Here is a 17,575-nt window from a genome sequence, read left to right on the forward strand (position 1 = left end):
GGGCGTAAACCTTCGCGCAGATGCGCGCCCCTCCGGTCGCGCCGGACGCGAGAGGACTCCCAATGACCAACGTCGTGATCGTATCTGCCGCACGCACCGCTGTGGGCTCGTTCAATGGCAGCTTTGCCAACACCCCCGCGCATGAACTCGGCGCCGCCGTGATCGAGGCCGTCGTCGCCCGCGCCGGCATCGACAAGTCGGAAGTGGCGGAAACGATCCTGGGTCAGGTGCTCACCGCGGGTCAGGGTCAGAACCCGGCCCGTCAGGCCGCCATCGCGGCAGGTCTGGCCAAGGAAGCCTCGGCCTGGAGCCTCAACCAGGTCTGCGGCTCGGGCCTGCGCGCGGTCGCTCTGGGCGCCCAGCATGTGCAACTGGGCGATGCCGGCATCGTCGTCGCCGGCGGGCAGGAGAACATGTCGCTCGCCCCCCACGTCGCGCATATGCGCGCGGGCTACAAGATGGGCGACGTCAAGTTCATCGACTCGATGATCAAGGACGGGCTGTGGGACGCCTTCAACGGCTACCACATGGGCCAGACCGCCGAGAATGTCGCCGAGCAATGGCAGATCTCGCGCGAGCAGCAGGACGAATTCGCCGTCGCCAGCCAGAACAAGGCCGAAGCCGCCCAGAAAGCCGGCAAGTTCAAGGACGAGGTGATCCCCTTCACCATCAAGTCGCGCAAGGGCGAGACGGTGGTCGATGCCGACGAGTACATCCGCCACGGCGCGACGATCGAGGCAATGCAGAAACTCCGCCCGGCCTTCACCAAGGACGGCTCGGTCACGGCCGCCAACGCGTCGGGCATCAATGACGGCGCTGCCGCCGTGTTGCTGATGTCGGCCGAGGAAGCGGAAAAGCGCGGCCTGACGCCGCTTGCGCGCATCGCCTCGTATGCCACGGCCGGGCTGGACCCGTCGATCATGGGCGTGGGCCCGATCTTTGCCTCGCGCAAGGCGCTGGACAAGGCGGGCTGGAAGGCCGAGGACCTCGACCTGGTCGAAGCGAACGAAGCCTTCGCGGCGCAGGCCTGCGCGGTCAACAAGGATATGGGCTGGGATCCGTCCATCGTGAACGTGAACGGCGGCGCCATCGCCATCGGCCACCCGATCGGCGCCTCGGGCGCGCGGATCCTGAACACCCTGCTGTTCGAAATGCAGCGCCGCGGCTCGAAAAAGGGCCTTGCCACGCTGTGCATCGGCGGCGGCATGGGTGTCGCCATGTGCCTCGAGCGTCCGTAACCGCCGGACCCGTCACCCCACCGGGGCGGCACGCTGCCGCCCCGCGACCGACCGGACCGCGCCCGCATGACCCATCCCGCCCTGACCGATCCCGACCAGCTGGTCTTTTCCGGCGGCGGGCTGCGCTGCTTCTGGCAGGGCGGGTTCCTGACCCGGCTGGTCCGGGATCGCCCGATGCATCCGCGCCGCGTGACCGGGGTCAGCGGCGGCGCGCTGGCCGGGGCGGCGTGGCTTTCGGGGAACGCGCAGCGCCTGCTCGACGTCATGTGCGACGCGTTCGAGCAACGCGACAGCAATCTCGACCTGTTTAACGCCGATGCCGAGGGCATCACCCCCCATCAGCGGCTTTATTCGCAGGTCGTGGCCGAGGTGCTCGATGACGCGGCACAGGCCAGGGTGGCCGAGGGGCCGCGGTTCCAGATCCTGATCGCCCATCCGCCGGAAACCGGCCTGCCCACGTTGACCGGCACCGCGCTGGCCGCGGCCTATGAGGCCGAGCTGCATCTGGTCAACGCGCCGCATTTCGGCTGGGCCGAGAAGATGGGCCTCAGCGCCCGGCTGATCGACGCGAACGAGGCCGCGCGCAACGGCAGGCTGCCCGATCTGGTCAGCGCCGCGGCGGTGATCCCGCCGGTCTTCGAACCGCCGCTCTGGGACGGGGCGCGCGTCGTCGATGGCGGCATGGCCGATCAGGCGCCGATGCCCGACCCCGATGAGGGCCCCACGCTGATCCTGCTGACCCGGCGCTACAAGCGGCTGCCCGACGCGCCGGACCGCGTTTACCTGTGTCCGTCGGACGAGACACCCGCCGACAAGATCGATTTCACCGATCCCGGCAAGTTGCGCCGCACCTGGAAGCTGGGCGAAAGTGACGCCGAGCGAATGCTCGCCAAGGGCGAAAAGTCTGGAATTGTTGCGCAATAATCTTGCGTGATGGCATCCCTGGAAGTAACAACTTTTCTAACGAAGATTTAAAGGAGGAGTGACATGGCACGAGTTGCATTGGTTACCGGAGGCTCGCGCGGCATCGGCGCGGCGATCTCGAAAGCGCTGAAAGACGCGGGCTGCACCGTCGCCGCAAGCTATGCGGGCAATGACGAAGCGGCGGCGAAATTCACCGACGAGACCGGCATCAGAACCTATAAGTGGAACGTCGCGGATTACGAGGCGTCGAAAGCCGGGATCGCGTCTGTCGAGGCCGATCTGGGCCCGATCGACATCGTCGTCGCCAATGCCGGCATCACCAAGGACGCGCCCTTCCACAAGATGACGCCCGAGCAGTGGAACGCGGTGATCGACACCAACCTGACCGGCGTGTTCAACACCGTGCACCCGATCTGGCCGGGCCTGCGCGAGCGCAAATTCGGCCGTGTCGTGGTCATCAGCTCGATCAACGGGCAGAAGGGCCAGTTCGGCCAGGTGAACTATGCCGCGACCAAGGCGGGCGATCTGGGCATCGTCAAGTCGCTGGCGCAGGAAGGCGCGCGGTTCGGCATCACCGCCAATGCCGTCTGCCCGGGCTATATCGCCACCGAAATGGTCATGGCGGTGCCCGAGAAGGTGCGCGAATCGATCATCGCGGGCATTCCCGCCGGCCGCCTGGGCGAGCCCGAGGAAATCGCCCGCTGCGTGGCGTTCCTGGTGTCGGACGATGCGGGCTTCATCAACGGCTCGACCATCAGCGCGAATGGCGCGCAATTCTTCGTCTGATCCCGGGCGCATGGCTGCACAGGGCGGGGCATGGCCCCGCCCTTTTGCGTGACCGGAAAGCCCTTGTCCTTTCGCGCCGGTTGCGTTTCCTTGGCGCCCCGGGGCTGCCCGGTGGGAAAGGGCGAAGGACATGACACGGGACAAGGCAACCTGGACCGGCTTTTCGGCGGTGGCGCTCTGGGCGCTGTTGGCCTTGTTCACCGTGGCGTCCGAACCTGTGCCGCCCTTTCTGCTGAACGCGCTGACCTTCGGGATCGGCGGCGCGGTTGGGATCATCTGGCTTGCCGCGACCGGCGGGCTGCGGTCGCTGCGCAACGTCCCGCTCAGGGCCTATGCCTTCGGCACGCTGGGGCTTTTCGGCTATCACTTCTTGTATTTCACCGCCCTGCGCATGGCCCCGCCGGCCGAGGCAGGGCTGATCTGCTACCTGTGGCCGCTGTTCATCGTCGTCTTTTCGGGGCTCTTGCCGGGCGAGACGCTGCGCGCGGGGCACCTGATCGGCGCGTTGATGGCCTTTGCCGGGGCCGCGCTGATCGTCGCCGGGGGGATCGGAGAGCTTTCGGGGGCCTTGGCGGGCTACGGCGTCGCCTTCGCTGCGGCGCTGACATGGACGACCTATTCGCTGGGATCCCGGCGGCTGCAAGGCGTTCCGACGGCTGCTGTCGCGGTCAACTGCCTGCTGACCGCGTTCCTGTCTGTCGGGGCGCATATCGGCCTGGAAGCCACGATCTGGCCGGTCGATGCGACGGGATGGCTGGCCGTGATAGCGCTGGGACTCGGGCCAGTCGGGCTGGCCTTTTACACATGGGACATCGGCGTGAAGGGCGGAGACATTCAGCTTCTGGGAACGGCGTCTTACGCGGCGCCCCTGTTGTCGACCCTTGCCCTGGTTCTTGCCGGAATGGCCAAGGCCAGCCTGTCACTGGCCTTGGCTGCCTTGCTGATCACGGGCGGCGCCGTTCTGGCTGCACGCGCCGGATCGCGCCGTTCAGGCCGCCTTATTCGGCGGCGAGACGCGTAATCTCTTCCTTCAGGCGCAACTTCTGCTTCTTCATCTGGGCGATGGTCATGTCATCGGTCCCCGGAGCACGTTGCGCGGCTTCGACCTGATCGGAAAGTACCTGGTGACGACGGCGCAATTCGTGAAGATGCGAAGTCAGCGACATGAGTATCCTCCTTTTACGGGTGTCCGTAAGAGAAGTGCACCACATCTTCATGCTTTTGTCACACAAAACCGGAAGGGGATTTGTGGAAATTTGGTTTCACCAGCGGGAACAAGCCGAGCGCGTTCAATCCCAGTCCAGCGCCGCTCCGTCGCGCAGGATCGCCCGCGCCCGGGCGGTGAAATCGTCGCCATCGGCGATATGCGCGGCGCCTTCATGCATGACCAGCGGGGCCTGCATGACAAACGCGGCCCGGCTGCCCTTGCGCGCCTGAAGCACGATCCGCCCGGCGGCCCGCTGCTGCCGCGCGGCGATGGGTCGCACCTTGCACGCAGCGCGGTCACCGATCGCGATCAGCAGTTCGGGCAGGCGTTCGGCCAGGTGGATGAGCGTCAGATATCCCCCCGTTTTCAGCCGCCTGAGCGCGCAATCCACCCATTCGGAAAGCGGCGTTTCCTCGCGCAGGGCCGCGTCCCGCCCGGCATCGCGGGCAGCGGGGCCGGTGGCGCGGTAATAGGGCGGGTTGGCCAGAACGTGGTCGAAGGGCACGCGCAAGGCGGCCGGGATCGCCCGCAGATCGCCGGTTTCGATCTGTGCCTCCAGCCGGTTGTCCACCATGTTGCGGCGCGCCAGATCGGCGTAAAAAGCCTGCCGCTCGATCCCCGACAGCGACAATCCCGCCACGCGGCTGGCCAGCGCGATCAGCGCCGTTCCCGCCCCGCAGCCCAGCTCCAGCACCGATTGCCCCGCCCGCGCCGGCACGGCGGCGGCCAGAAGCAGCGGATCGGTCGCAGCCCGGTAGCCGTCACGCGGCTGGGCAATGGTGAAACGACCGCCGAGATAGACGTCGCGGGTCAGCGTCGGATCAGTCATCGACCGGCAGGTTGTTGTCACGCAGGATCGCCTTGGCCATGAAGTAATTCTCGTCGCGCACCAGCAGCCGCTGCGGCACGATGGACAACGCGCTCATATGGACGTCCACGGGAAAGGCCTCTATACCTTCCGCCGCAAGAAGCGCCGTTGCGAAGGGGATGACCGTCGGGTCGGTCGTGCGCAGCAGTTCTTTCATGAGATCACTAAACGGCAAGCCCTGGAGCTTGTCAAAGCAGAGGCAGCCGCCGATGAATGTCACCTCCGTCAGCCCGCTCGAAGCCCTGTCTCGAGTCCTGACCGACGACATGGATCGCGTGAACGCCCTGATTCGCACCCGCATGATGTCCGAGAACGCGCCGCGCATCCCCGAGGTGACGGCGCATCTGATCGAAGCGGGCGGCAAACGCATCCGCCCGATGCTGACCCTCGCCGCCGCGCGGCTCTGCGGCTATGAAGGCGAGGACCATGTCAAGCTGGCGGCGACGGTCGAATTCATCCACACCGCGACGCTCTTGCATGACGACGTGGTCGATGAAAGCGGTCAGCGGCGCGGGCGTCCGACGGCGAACCTGCTGTGGGACAACAAGTCCAGCGTGCTGGTGGGCGACTACCTGTTCGCCCGGGCGTTCCAGCTGATGGTCGAGCCGGGCAATCTGCGCGCGCTGTCGATCCTGTCGAACGCCGCCGCGGTGATCGCCGAGGGCGAGGTGCTGCAGCTCACCGCCGCGCAGAACATCGCCACGACCGAGGATACCTACATGACGGTGATCCGGGGCAAGACGGCGGCGCTGTTTTCGGCCGCGACGCAGGTCGGGCCGGTCATCACCGGCGCGCCCGAAGAGCAGGTGCAGGCGATGTTCGATTACGGCGACGCGCTGGGGATCTGCTTTCAGATCGTCGACGATTATCTGGATTACGGCGGCGCCGGGACGGCCATCGGCAAGAACCTTGGCGACGATTTCCGCGAGCGCAAGCTGACCCTTCCGGTGATCCGCGCGATTGCCGCCGCCGACGCGTCCGAGCGTGCCTTCTGGGAGCGCACGATCGCGCGCGGCCAGCAGGACGAGGGCGACCTGGAAAGCGCGATGGCGCTGATGGAGAAACACGGCGCGCTGGCCTCGACGCGTCAGGCGGCTCTGGACTGGGCCGCGCGCGCCCGCGCGGCGCTGGCCCCCCTGCCCGCGCATCCGCTGAAGGACATGCTGGCCGACCTGTCCGATTTCGTCGTGGAACGCGTCAACTGACGGAGGGCAGCGTCCGCGTCGTCATCACGAAAGCCGCCCGCCCTGTCAGCGCCATGGCCGCCGCATCGCGGCTGTCCCGATCGCGGAAAATGCCGAAACAGGTGGCGCCCGATCCCGTCATCCGCGCCAGCGCGCAGCCGGGCTGGGCCTCGATAACATCCAGCAGGTCGCGGATCGCGGGCATCAGCCTGATCGCGGGCGCCTGCAGATCGTTGCGCATCCCCCCGAGCCAATCGCAAAGCGCGAGGGCATCCAGCCCTTGGGGCAGCGCGTCGGGCATGGGTGGGTTCTGACGCTCGGTCATCGCCTTGAAGACGGCGGGCGTCGACAGCCCCTGCCCCGGATTGACCAGGAGCAGCCACAAGGCCGGGATGCCCGCGAGCGGCGCCACACGCTCGCCCAGCCCTTGCATCCGCGAGGGCTGCGGCGCGGCCATGCAGACCGGCAGATCGGCCCCCAGCCGCATCAGCGCCCCGGTATCGGGCAAGGGCGTCGCGTCCCGCTCGGCCAGAAGCCGGATCGCCGCCGCAGCATCGGACGAGCCGCCCCCCATACCCGAGGCGACCGGCAGCCGCTTGTCCAGCGTGAAGGCCGCGCCTTCGGCCGCCATCAGCCGCGCGGCGCGCAGGATCAGGTTGTCGGGCTCGGGCGCCAGCGCGGCGGCCTGCGGGCCGTGGATATCCAGCGACAGGCCCGGCCCCGCATCCAGCGTCAGACCGTCGCCGTGCTCGGTGAACACCACCAGCGAATCCAGCAGGTGATAGCCGTCCTGGCGCTGGCCGGTGACATGCAGCGTCAGGTTGATCTTGGCCGGGGCAAGCCGGGTCGTCGGCGCGGGCATCACTCGGCCGGGTGCAAGGGCGGCTCGCCCGCCTCTTCGCGCACGGCATCGAGACCATGCTCGACCTTCCGGCGCACGAGGTCCTCGTCCAGCTGATCGGCGGGCGCAAAGGACAGGGCGCGGCGCCACTGGAACCGGGCTTCGCGCTGACGGCCCACGGCCCAGTAGACATCGCCCAGATGGTCATTGAGCACGGCGTCGGTGGGCTCCATCTCGACCGCGCGCTCCATATGCGGCAGCGCCTCGTCATAGCGGCCCAGCCGGAACAGCGCCCAGGCCAGACTGTCGAGGATATAGCCGCTGTCGGGATCGCCCGCGACGGCCCGCTCGATCATGTCGAGCGCCTCGTCCAGCTTCTCGCCCCGTTCGATCAGCGAATAGCCCAGATAGTTCAGCACCGTGGGCTGATCGGGCTCGACTTCCAGCGCGCGGCGGAAATCGGCCTCGGCGGCGTCCCAGTCATCGGCCCGCGAATAGGCCACAGCGCGCGAAAACCAGATCGGCCATTCGGGCGACAGGCCCGCATCCTGCATCAGCGCGATGGCACGGGAATAGGCCTGGGCCGCGCCGGCGAATTGTTCGTCACGGCGCAGGAAATCGGCCAGCACGCTGTAGGAGGCATAGCTGTCCGGGTTCTGCTCGGCCATGGCGGTCAGATCGGCGATCGCCTCGTCCCGCCGGCCCAGCGTCTCCAGCACCTGCGCCCGGCCCATCCGCGCGGCATTGCCCAGGACATCGTCGTCGGGGATCGCGTCATAAGCCTGCGCGGCCATATGCGGCTGCTCGATCTCTTCGAAGATCTGGCCGATCATCAGCTGCGCTTCGCTCAGCGCCGGGTTCACCCAGACGGCGGCCTGCGCATAGATCAGCGCCTCGACCGGGTTGCGGGCATTCTCCATCGCCGTCGCCATGACCGAAAACACTTCGGCCATACCCTGCGCGGGGGTCGAGATCACGTCGAAGGGCAGTGTCTGGCCCTCGGCATAGCTGTCGCGCATCCGGTCGATGCGCGGATCGGTGCCGGTCAGGAACACCGTGTCGATCAGCGTCACGGCCTCGTCAAAGCGTTCGTTCAGCGCCAGAAGCTGGGCATAGGCCATGTATCCGCGGCGGTTGAGCGCGCTGGCGACGCCCGTTTCGGGATCCTCGATGGCGGCGAGCGCGCCTTCGACATCCCCCACCAGCGCAAGCGACAGCGCCCGGCAATAGCCCGCGAACGCTTCCATCCCCTCCATGCCCGAGATCTGGTCCAGTGTTTCCAGCGCCTCGGACATGCGCCCGGCGCCCAGATGCGCCCAGGCCTGCGACAGGCCGGCGATCAACGGGTGCATGTCGGCGTCGCTTTGCGCGAGGTCCAGCGCGCGCGTGTAATCGGTCTGCACGAAAGCCTGCGACAGCAGCACAAGCGCGGCGATCCGGTTCGTGGGCTCCAGCGCCAGCATGTCGGCGGCATTGCGCGCGGCCTGTTCGACCTCGCCCACGGTGAACGAGCTGACCACCAGCCCCTCGAGCGTCGAGCGATCCTCGGGGTTCAGGCTGTGCAGCCGTTCGAGATAGGGCAGCGAGGCGGAAAAGTCGTTCATGATCCCCGCCTGCCGCGCCGCGAGGAACGCACCGGCCGCCCCCTGCGCATGGGCCAGATGCGGCGCCAGCACGCCCGAAGTCGTCAGGACGGCCAGAAGGACCGGGCGAAGGAAGGGGGGAAAAGGCAAGGGTGTCTCCCGCGGGGCTGAGGGATCGTCTGTCCCAAGATGTAGCGGGGTGGCCCGTCAAGGGCAATGCGCGTGGCCAGCCCGCGCCCGCGTGAGACATCACGCACGCGCGAGCGGCCCGGCATCGGGGTCACATATTCGGGTAGTTGGGCCCGTCTCCGCCCTGCGGCGTGGTCCAGTTGATATTCTGGCTGGGATCCTTGATGTCGCAGGTCTTGCAGTGAACGCAGTTCTGGAAGTTGATCACGAATTCCGGCTTGCCGTCCTTCTCGACCACCTCGTAGACGCCCGCCGGGCAATAGCGCTGCGCGGGTTCGGCAAATTCGGGCAGGTTCACCGCGATGGGGATCGACGGATCCTTCAGCTTCAGGTGACAGGGCTGGCTTTCCTCGTGATTGGTGAACGAGAAGGCCACGTTGGTCAGCCGGTCAAAGGACAGGACACCATCGGGTTTCGGGTAATCGATGGGCTTGTACTTGTCGGCCTTGGCGGTCGCCTTGGCGTCGTTCTTGCCGTGGCGCAGGGTGCCGAACAGCGAAAAGCCCAGCGTATTCGTCCACATGTCCAGACCGCCCAGCGCGGTCGAGGCCACGAGGCCCCATTTCGACCACATCGGCTTGACGTTGCGGACCTTTTTCAGGTCCTGGCCGATCACGCCGCCGCGCACGTTTTCCTCGTAGATCGGCAGCTCGTCGCCCGCGCGGCCATCCTGAATCGCCGCGTAGGCGGCCTCGGCGGCTTCGATCCCCGAATGCATGGCGTTGTGGTTGCCCTTGATGCGCGGCACGTTCACCAGCCCGGCCGAGCAGCCCAGCAGAACCGCGCCCGGCACGGTCATCTTCGGAATCGACTGCCAGCCGCCCTCGGAAATCGCGCGCGCGCCATAGGCCACGCGCTTGCCGCCTTTCAGCAACTCGGCGACCATCGGGTGGTGCTTGAAGCGCTGGAATTCCATGTAGGGATACAGATACGGGTTCTGGTAGTTCAGGTGCACCACGAAGCCGATCAGCACCTGGTTGTTCTCGAAATGGTAGATGAACGAGCCGCCGCCCGCATTGCCGCCCAGCGGCCAGCCCATCGTATGGGTGACGGTGCCCTCGCGGTGCTTCTCGGGATCGATCTCCCAGATCTCTTTCATCCCCAGACCGAATTTCTGCGGACAATGGCCCTTCGACAGGTCGTATTTCTGGATCAGTTCCTTGGCCAGCGAGCCGCGCACGCCTTCGGCGATGAAGACATACTTCCCGTGCAGCTCCATCCCGACCTCGGTGCCCTCGCCGATCGAGCCATCGGGCTCCAGACCGAACACACCCGCCACGACGCCCTTCACCCGGTCGCCGTCATAGACCAGCTCGCTTGCCGCCATGCCCGGGAAGATCTCGACGCCCAGCGCCTCGGCCTGTTCGGCCATCCAGCGGCAGACATTGCCCATCGAGACGATGTAATTGCCGTGGTTGTTCATCAGGGGCGGCATCGGCCAGTTGGGCACGCGGACCGAGCCCGCCTCGCCCAGCATGTAGAAATTGTCGTGCGTGACCGGCACGTTGAGCGGCGCGCCCTTTTCCTTCCAGTCCGGCATCAGCCGGTCCAGCCCCGACGGATCCAGCACCGCGCCCGACAGGATATGCGCGCCCACTTCCGAGCCCTTCTCCAGCACCACGACGCTCAGATCGGCGTCGAGTTGCTTGAGCCGGATCGCCGCCGACAGACCGGCAGGGCCGGCGCCGACGATGACGACGTCGTATTCCATCGATTCGCGTTCGATCGCGGGTCCGGTCTCTGGCATGGTGGCTCCTCGTGACGAATGGCTGCCAAATGGCGCAACTTTGTGTCGTGGTGGATACCCTCAGCAAGGCACAAGGGTCAATCCAGACTGCGCGTAACGATGCCGCATTGCGACAAATCGGGCGACACGGGTGAACCGTCGGTTTCGCCGCTTGTTCCGTCTTGTTTCGTCGCGTTTCCCGGACACAGCCGGCGGTTGTGCGCCGGGGCGCCCGGACCGGCCCACAGGCGGGGCTTGCATTTCACCCACCCGTTGTTATCAGATGGTCGCGTTGACCTCAGACCTGCCCCGGCCGATGGCCGAGGGCGTTTTCATTTGCGTGTGAGACCCGATGGAAAAGATCCTCATGACCCGCCGTGGCTTTGATGCCCTCGACGCGGAGCTGCGCACCCTCAAATCCGTCGAACGCCCGGCCGTGATCCGTGCGATTGCCGAGGCGCGCGAACATGGCGACCTGTCGGAAAACGCCGAGTACCATGCCGCGCGCGAGAAACAGAGCTTCATCGAAGGCCGCATCAAGGAGGTCGAGGGCCTGCTGGGTCTGGCCGAAGTGATCGACCCGGCCAAGCTGTCGGGCGCGATCAAGTTCGGCGCGACGGTGACCATCGTCGACGAGGACACGGACGAGGAAAAGACCTACCAGATCGTGGGCGAGGCCGAGGCCGATATCGAGAACAACCTGCTGAACATCAAGTCGCCGCTCGCGCGCGCGCTGATCGGCAAGGAAGAAGGCGATTCCGTCGAAGTCCGCACGCCGGGCGGCGAGCGCAGCTACGAGGTTCTGGCGATCAAGTATCGCTGACGGCAATGCCATGTCCCAGTCCGAAGACCCCCCTGACGGCGCCGCTTCAAGCGCCTCGTCAAGCGTCCCGCCCCGGGTCCCGGACCCGGCGGGCGACGCACGGTCTTCGTCCGGCGGACGAAAGCTGCCGCCGCTGAGCGCTCAGGACCGCCCCTCGGACCCCGGCGCCGCGACGGATCAGGCGGAAGATCCATCGCAAAAGACCGCGCAGCCCGCCCCCGACAAACCGGCCCCCGACCCCCATCCCACGGCCCCCGCTTTCGTCGCCCCGCCGGCGCAAGGCGCCGAGGAGATGGCGACCAACCCGCGCGCGGGACACCGCCCCCGGCTGGCGGGCGAAGGGGTGGCATTCGGCCTGTCTTTCCTGTGGCTGGGCCTGATCGTCGCGGCGATGGTGGTCCTGGATCGGCGGGGCCTGAGCATTTCGGACATCCTGGGCCTTGTCGTCGTGGCGCTGGCGGTGTTCCTGCCCGTCGCGCTGATCTGGGTCGCGGTGCTGGTCCTGAAGGCCGCGCGGGCGATGCGCGACGACGCCGCACGGCTGCAATCCACGGTCGAGGGGATGCGTCGGGCGTGGATCCGCGAGCAGCAGGCGGCGGGGCTTGCGCTGAAACCCTCGGTCGAGGAAAAGCTCGACGAGATCGCCGCCGCCCAGCGCGCCGCCGAGGACCGCATGGCGATGTTCACCACGCGCCGGAACCTGCCCTTCACCGTCTCGCCCAACACCCCGCCCGAGGGTCCGGACGACAACCAGCCGACGCTGGCGCTCGACAATCCCGAGCCCGCGCCCGAACCCGTGCGTCCGGCGGATTTCATCCGCGCGCTCAACTTCCCCGAGACCGAGCACGACGAAGAGGGGTTCGCCGCCCTGCGCCGCGCGATGGAGGATCACGGCACCGCGATGCTGATCCATGCCGCGCAATCGGTCCTGACGGTGCTGGCGCAGGAAGGCATCTACATGGACGACCTGCGCCCCGACCGCGCCCGCCCCGAGATCTGGCGCGCCTTCGCGCTGGGCGCGCGCGGGCCGGAAGTGGCGGCGCTGGGCGGTATCCGCGACCGCTCGTCGCTGGCCTTGACCTATGCACGGATGCGCTCGGACCCGGGTTTCCGCGAGGCGGCGCATCACTTTCTGCGCACCTTCGACCGCCGCTTCGTGGCGTTCGAGGCCGCCGCCTCGGACGGCGAAATCGCGCAATTCGCCGAAACCCGCTCGGCCCGGGCATTCATGCTTCTGGGCCGCGTGACCGGCATTTTTGGATAACACGATGACCAACAGCCTTTCACAGCGCCAGGCCTTCTGGCTGGGCTTCCGCCATGGCGGGCCCTTCATCCTGGTCGTGGCGCCCTTCGGTCTTGTGTTCGGCGTGGTGGCGACAGAGGCCGGGCTCAACGTGGTCCAGACGATGGCCTTCTCGATTGCCGTCATCGCCGGCGCCGCGCAGCTCACGGCGCTGCAGATGATGACCGACAATGCGCCGGTTGCAATCATTCTGGCCACCGCGCTGGCGGTGAATCTTCGGATGGCGATGTATTCGGCCTCGCTCACGCCGCATCTGGGACCGGCGCCGGTCTGGCAGCGGGCGTTGGTGGCCTATCTGATGGTCGATCAGGCCTATGCCGTCTCTGCGCTGCAATACGAAAAGACCCCGGACTGGAGCATCCCCGCCAAGGTCGCCTATTACTTCGGCGTTGTCACGCTGATCTGCCCGGTCTGGTATCTGGGCACATTGTCGGGCGCGGTGCTGGGGGCGCAGATCCCCGACACGATCCCGATCGGCGCCGCGATCCCCATTGCCTTCATCGCGCTTATCGGCCCGATGCTGCGCACGCTGGCCCATGTCGCGGCGGCGCTGACCTCGGTCACGGCGGCGATCGTGCTGGCGGGACTGCCCTACAGCCTGGGGCTTCTGGTGGCGGGGCTCTTGTCGATGGTCGTGGGGGCGCTGGTCGAGATCTGGCAGACCCGGCGGCGGGAGGCGCGGACATGACCCTGTCGCAACCCGTCATCTGGCTGATCATCATCGTTCTGGGCGTCGGCACCTTCGCGCTGCGCTTCTCGTTCCTGGGGCTTCTGGGCTCGCGGCCTTTGCCGCCCTGGGCGCTGCGCCTGCTGCGCTATACGCCGGTGGCGGTGCTTCCGGGGCTGATCGCACCGCGCGTCTTCCTGCCGCCCGAGGGTGCGACCTCGCCCGACCCGACGCTGGTGGCCACCGCGCTGGTCACGCTGGCGCTGGGCGTCTGGACGAAAAGCGCGATCTGGGCGATGCTGAGCGGCGCTCTCACGCTGACCGTGCTGACGCTCATCCTGGCCTGAGCGCCGGATGCGAAAACGGGGCCCGAAGGCCCCGTTTCGTCATTGCGTGTATTGCTGGCGTTCCGTGGGTTCGGCGTCGGAATAGATCCGCTCTTCCATCACGCCCGGGATCGTCGCGAATTGCTCGGACAGGCGATTGGGATAGAAACTGTCCTCGATCCATTCGAAACCCGGCACCTGAGTCAGGATCGCCACGATGGATTTCGCGCAATAGGCGTCGGGCACGGGGCCCTGACGCTCGGCCAGGCGCAGGATCATCTCGGCGGTTGCGGGCGGGACGCGAACCGTCTGGATGCGCACGTGGTGGGTGCGGCGCGCATGGTAATAGGTGTAGCGATAAAGCTGGGTATCGTCGAAGCCGTAATGCACGTCATGGCGTTCGGGCGCGGCCGGATGGGTCCAGGTTCCCGCCGGGTCGAACAGCACTCGCTGGCTGGGCGCGTTGATCATCAGCGCCGCATGTTCGCCCTGCCCGCCATCGTTCTTGATGACGTTGAACAGGACGATCTCGGTCGGGCCGTCATGCTGATAGCGCGCGGCGATCACATCGGCTTCGGGAGCCCAGACCGCGGGCTTCGTTGTACAGGCGGCCAGCAGGACCAGGGCAAGCAGGGCGAAGGTCCGGGAAATCAGGGTCATGGCGGCGTCCTTTACATGAAACCGGGCGCGGACCGCGCCCGGCTGCCGCGTTTGCGCAACGCCCCGGGGACGCCGCCGCAACGCTGGCCTGTCACGAATTGGCAAGCGCCAGGAAGATCAGGATGCCGATCGAGATCGCGGCGACCCAGACGGACACCTTGATGAAGCCGGCAAAGGTCTTTTCCTGTTCCTTGGTGTCCATCGACCCGTGTTCATGCGCCATGTCGGAAGTCTCCATTCCCGTAATTTTTTTCTTCCATAGCCGAAGCCGAAACCCCTGTCACCCCGGCACAAAGGCCCGGTCGCTTCGTCGCAGGCCGGTGACGTGGCGGTGCCACAGCCCGGCGCCCGCCAAGCGCCGGACGAGGGTCTCAGGCGGCGCGCTGCCAGAGCCAGGCGCCCCGCGCATCGCGCTGCCGCGCCACCCGCCCGGCCTTGAGCAGGTGGTTGAGATGCGCGACCGATTCGACCAGCGCCATGCCCGCCGCCGACCCGGTGATCTCGCGCTTGAAGAGCGGCATGAAGCATTCCGCCGCCGTGCGGGGTTCGGACAAGTGCTGTTCCAGCCGCGCCAGTGCGCCGCGATGGTTCTCGATCATCTGGCGCAGGCGCAGCGGCAGGCCGGTGAAGGGCAGCTTGTGGCCCGGCAACACCAGATGGCGATCCTCGGCAAACCCGGCGAGGCGCTCGCAGCTGCGGATCCATTCGGCGACGGGATCGGCGTCGGGCTCGGTCGCGTAAACGCCCAGATTGGCGCTGATGCCCGGCAAAAGCTGATCCCCGCCGATCACAAGATCGTCGTCGAGGCTCCAGAACGTGGCGTGTTCGGGCGCATGGCCGTCGCCGCAGCGCACGATCCAGTTGCGCCCGCCGATGCGGATCGTGTCGCCCTCGGCCACGCGGGTAAAGCCCAGGGGCATCGGGTCGACCACATCTGCGAAATTGAAGGGCCGCTCGGCCATCCGGCGCTCGATTTCCGCCTCGTCCACTCCGGCGCCGCGCCAATAGGCGACGGTTTCGGGCACCGGCTGGCTATGGGCGTCCAGCATCAGCATCCGCGCGAACAGCCATGCGGTACGGGTGGTGACCAGGTCCACCCCGTATTCGGTCTGAAACCATCCGGCCAGCCCGATATGGTCGGGATGGTGATGCGTGACGATGAGCCGCCGCACGGGTTTCGTCGCCAGCGGCCCGTCGATCAGCGCCTGCCAGTCGCGCTTGGTGCTTTTCGTCGAGAAGCCGGTATCGACCAGCGTCCAGCCCTCGCCATCGTCCAGCGCATAGACATTCACATGGTCCAGCTGCATCGGCAGCGGCATACGCATCCACAAAACCCCCGGCGCGACCTCGATCGCCTGCCCTTTCCCGGGCGGGGTTTCGTGTGGGAAGCGGATGCCCCGTTCTGCCGGGTGCAGGCTGGCTGTCGTCATGCGGTCTGAAGATCCTCGACGCTGAGATCGTAAAGCGGCCCGGCCCCCGAGCGCGCTTGCGCAAGCAAGGCAGCATGTTCGGGCAGGATACGCTCGATGAAGACGCGCGCAAGCCGGGCACGCCCGCCTTGGGGCTCCACCATCGCGGCTTTCAGGTGGTAATGCGCGCCCAGCACCCGCGCGAAGGCCCGCAGATAGGGGACGGCCCCGGCGAAACGCTCGTTCATCTCCTGCGCCACCAGCCACTCGGTCGCTTCACGCAGGGTTTCGCTGGCCTCCCACGTCGCCTCGGCCAGTTCGGGCAGCGTGCCGCGCGCGGCCTCGGCATTGTCCTGAACTTCCTGCAGCAGACGCGCGGCCGCCTCGCCCCCGTCCATCATCTTTCGCGCGACCAGATCCATCGCCTGAATTCCGTTCGTGCCCTCATAGATCGGCGTGATGCGGACATCGCGGAAATACTGCGCGGCGCCGGTTTCCTCGATGAAGCCCATGCCGCCATGGACCTGCACCCCCATCGACGCGACCTCGCAGCCGATATCGGTGCCATGCGCCTTGGCGATCGGCGTCAGCAGGGCGGCGCGGGCCTTCCAGCTGTCCTTGCCGGTGGCCTTGCCCATGTCCAGCGCCAGCCCGCATTCCAGCGCGATGGCGCGGGCGGCGAAGATCTCGGCCCGCATGACCGCCAGCATCCGGCGCACATCGGCATGGTCGATGATCGCCGTGTCGCCCTTGGGCGTCTTGCCCTGCTTGCGCTCCTGCGCATAGGCCAGCGCGTGCTGATAGGCGGCTTCGGCCACGCCGATCCCCTGCGTGCCCACGCCCAGACGCGCGTTGTTCATCATCGTGAACATCGCCGCCATGCCGCCATGGGGCTTGCCGACCATCCAGCCCCTGGCCCCTTCGAAGCTCATCACGCAGGTGGGCGAGCCGTGGATCCCCAGCTTGTGTTCCAGCGACACCACGCGCAGGTCGTTGCGCTCGCCGGGATTGCCCTCGGCATCGGGGATGAGCTTGGGCACCATGAACAGGCTGATCCCCTTGGTGCCGGGTGCTGCATCGGGCAGCCGGGCCAGCACCAGATGGCAGACATTCTCGGCCACGTCGTGATCGCCCCAGGTGATGTAGATCTTCTGCCCGGTGATCGCGTAGGTGCCGTCGCCGTTATCGACCGCCTTGGTGCTCAGCGCGCCCACATCCGAGCCCGCCTGCGGCTCGGTCAGGTTCATCGAGCCGGTCCATTGGCCGGAAATCAGCTTGGGCAGGTACAGCGCCTTCAGCTCGTCGCTGGCATGGTGCTCCAGCGCCTCGATCTGGCCCTGGCTCAGCAGCGGGCAGAGCTGCAGCGCAAGGTTCGCGCCCGACATCATCTCGTTCATCGCGGTGTTCAGCGTCTGCGGCAACCCCATGCCGCCGAACTCGGGCGTCGCCGAAATGCCCAGCCAGCCGCCCTCGGCAATCGCCTGATAGGCGTCGCGGAAGCCCGGCGAGGTCCGCACGACGCCGTTTTCCAGCCGGGCGGGCGTCAGGTCGCCGTTGCGATTGACGGGCGCCAGCACCTCGTCGCAGAGCCGGCCCAGTTCGGACAGGATCGCTTCGGTCACATCGGCCCCGGCTTCGGCGAAAGTCTCGGTTTCGGCCAGCCGGTCGTAGCCCAACACCTTGTCGAGCAGGAAACGGACATCGGCAACGGGAGACGTGAATGGCATCGGCTTCCTCCTGGCAATCGCTGACGCGCACGGGCCAAGCGTTCTTGGCAAGACGCATCGCGGGCTGTATTGCCGCAACTATAGCGCCCGGAACACCCCCCGACACGAAAACGC

The 17,575-nt window shown here is 67.1% G+C and carries 19 protein-coding genes; 9 read left to right on the plus strand and 10 right to left on the minus strand.

Annotated features, from left to right (window positions below; translation table 11 throughout):
- Positions 1-62 precede the first annotated feature (62 nt).
- The 4 genes from C4N9_RS18045 to yddG all read left to right on the plus strand — a co-directional run bounded on the left by C4N9_RS18045 (position 63) and on the right by yddG (position 3,969).
- On the plus strand, positions 63-1,238 hold the full coding sequence (locus C4N9_RS18045; RefSeq protein ID WP_109534752.1) for an acetyl-CoA C-acetyltransferase: 1,176 nt from the start codon (positions 63-65) through the stop codon (positions 1,236-1,238).
- A 66-nt stretch (positions 1,239-1,304) separates the two neighbouring features.
- Positions 1,305-2,162 carry a patatin-like phospholipase family protein gene (locus C4N9_RS18050; protein WP_109534753.1) on the plus strand — a complete coding sequence of 286 codons (858 nt, stop codon included), beginning with the start codon at positions 1,305-1,307 and terminating at the stop codon, positions 2,160-2,162.
- A gap of 63 nt (positions 2,163-2,225) precedes the next feature.
- Entirely contained in the window at positions 2,226-2,948 is a 723-nt protein-coding gene (phbB, locus tag C4N9_RS18055) for an acetoacetyl-CoA reductase (protein WP_109534754.1), read from the plus strand.
- Positions 2,949-3,078: 130 nt separating this feature from the next.
- Positions 3,079-3,969, plus strand: a complete 891-nt coding sequence (gene yddG / locus C4N9_RS18060) for an aromatic amino acid exporter YddG (RefSeq protein WP_109534755.1) — start codon at positions 3,079-3,081, stop codon at positions 3,967-3,969.
- Here the strand turns inward: yddG and C4N9_RS18065 are convergent.
- The 3 genes from C4N9_RS18065 to C4N9_RS18075 all read right to left on the minus strand — a co-directional run bounded on the left by C4N9_RS18065 (position 3,947) and on the right by C4N9_RS18075 (position 5,180).
- The gene (locus C4N9_RS18065) at positions 3,947-4,114 is read right to left on the minus strand and encodes a YdcH family protein (RefSeq protein ID WP_109534756.1); all 168 of its coding nucleotides are present in this window, start codon (positions 4,112-4,114) and stop codon (positions 3,947-3,949) included. The genes yddG and C4N9_RS18065 overlap by 23 nt on opposite strands.
- Before the next feature lie 123 nt (positions 4,115-4,237).
- A complete protein-coding gene (locus C4N9_RS18070) occupies positions 4,238-4,984 on the minus strand; it encodes a tRNA1(Val) (adenine(37)-N6)-methyltransferase (RefSeq protein WP_109534757.1) in 747 nt (248 codons plus the stop codon).
- Positions 4,977-5,180 carry a putative signal transducing protein gene (locus C4N9_RS18075; RefSeq protein ID WP_109534758.1) on the minus strand — a complete coding sequence of 68 codons (204 nt, stop codon included), beginning with the start codon at positions 5,178-5,180 and terminating at the stop codon, positions 4,977-4,979. Before C4N9_RS18075 ends, C4N9_RS18070 begins: the two co-directional genes overlap by 8 nt.
- A gap of 52 nt (positions 5,181-5,232) precedes the next feature.
- On the opposite strand from C4N9_RS18075, the gene C4N9_RS18080 reads away from it, so the two are divergent.
- The gene (locus tag C4N9_RS18080; RefSeq protein ID WP_109534759.1) at positions 5,233-6,228 is read left to right on the plus strand and encodes a polyprenyl synthetase family protein; all 996 of its coding nucleotides are present in this window, start codon (positions 5,233-5,235) and stop codon (positions 6,226-6,228) included.
- On the opposite strand, the gene C4N9_RS18085 is transcribed toward C4N9_RS18080, so the two are convergent.
- From C4N9_RS18085 to C4N9_RS18095, 3 genes are all read right to left on the minus strand, one after another.
- On the minus strand, positions 6,221-7,069 hold the full coding sequence (locus C4N9_RS18085; protein WP_109534760.1) for a 4-(cytidine 5'-diphospho)-2-C-methyl-D-erythritol kinase: 849 nt from the start codon (positions 7,067-7,069) through the stop codon (positions 6,221-6,223). The two genes, C4N9_RS18080 and C4N9_RS18085, sit on opposite strands and share 8 nt — an antisense overlap.
- Positions 7,069-8,781 (minus strand): tetratricopeptide repeat protein, encoded by a 1,713-nt coding sequence (locus tag C4N9_RS18090; RefSeq protein ID WP_109534761.1) that lies wholly within the window; start codon positions 8,779-8,781, stop codon positions 7,069-7,071. The genes C4N9_RS18085 and C4N9_RS18090 overlap by 1 nt, the downstream gene beginning before the upstream one ends.
- Positions 8,782-8,911: 130 nt before the next feature.
- Complete coding sequence (locus tag C4N9_RS18095; protein ID WP_109534762.1) at positions 8,912-10,567, minus strand: electron transfer flavoprotein-ubiquinone oxidoreductase; 1,656 nt, start codon at positions 10,565-10,567, stop codon at positions 8,912-8,914.
- A gap of 331 nt (positions 10,568-10,898) precedes the next feature.
- On the opposite strand from C4N9_RS18095, the gene greA reads away from it, so the two are divergent.
- The 4 genes from greA (at position 10,899) to C4N9_RS18115 (ending at position 13,686) form a co-directional block, all read left to right on the plus strand.
- Positions 10,899-11,369, plus strand: coding sequence for a transcription elongation factor GreA (gene greA / locus C4N9_RS18100; RefSeq protein WP_168192281.1), 471 nt, complete (start codon positions 10,899-10,901; stop codon positions 11,367-11,369).
- Between the two features lie 292 nt (positions 11,370-11,661).
- Positions 11,662-12,633 (plus strand): hypothetical protein, encoded by a 972-nt coding sequence (locus C4N9_RS18105; protein WP_109534764.1) that lies wholly within the window; start codon positions 11,662-11,664, stop codon positions 12,631-12,633.
- Between the two features lie 4 nt (positions 12,634-12,637).
- Positions 12,638-13,360, plus strand: coding sequence for an AzlC family ABC transporter permease (locus tag C4N9_RS18110; protein WP_109534765.1), 723 nt, complete (start codon positions 12,638-12,640; stop codon positions 13,358-13,360).
- Positions 13,357-13,686, plus strand: coding sequence for an AzlD domain-containing protein (locus tag C4N9_RS18115; protein WP_109534766.1), 330 nt, complete (start codon positions 13,357-13,359; stop codon positions 13,684-13,686). Before C4N9_RS18110 ends, C4N9_RS18115 begins: the two co-directional genes overlap by 4 nt.
- Before the next feature lie 39 nt (positions 13,687-13,725).
- Here C4N9_RS18115 and C4N9_RS18120 read toward each other — a convergent pair whose 3' ends face one another.
- The 4 genes from C4N9_RS18120 to C4N9_RS18135 form a co-directional block, all read right to left on the minus strand.
- Positions 13,726-14,325 (minus strand): hypothetical protein, encoded by a 600-nt coding sequence (locus tag C4N9_RS18120; protein ID WP_109534767.1) that lies wholly within the window; start codon positions 14,323-14,325, stop codon positions 13,726-13,728.
- Positions 14,326-14,416: 91 nt separating this feature from the next.
- Positions 14,417-14,563 carry an aa3-type cytochrome c oxidase subunit IV gene (locus C4N9_RS18125; protein ID WP_245902615.1) on the minus strand — a complete coding sequence of 49 codons (147 nt, stop codon included), beginning with the start codon at positions 14,561-14,563 and terminating at the stop codon, positions 14,417-14,419.
- A gap of 133 nt (positions 14,564-14,696) precedes the next feature.
- A complete protein-coding gene (locus C4N9_RS18130) occupies positions 14,697-15,755 on the minus strand; it encodes an MBL fold metallo-hydrolase (protein WP_109534768.1) in 1,059 nt (352 codons plus the stop codon).
- Positions 15,752-17,461, minus strand: a complete 1,710-nt coding sequence (locus C4N9_RS18135) for an acyl-CoA dehydrogenase (protein ID WP_109534769.1) — start codon at positions 17,459-17,461, stop codon at positions 15,752-15,754. Before C4N9_RS18135 ends, C4N9_RS18130 begins: the two co-directional genes overlap by 4 nt.
- Between the last annotated feature and the right edge of the window lie 114 nt (positions 17,462-17,575).

The organism is Pararhodobacter marinus, from assembly GCF_003122215.1.
Classification (GTDB): Bacteria; Pseudomonadota; Alphaproteobacteria; order Rhodobacterales; family Rhodobacteraceae; genus Pararhodobacter; species Pararhodobacter marinus.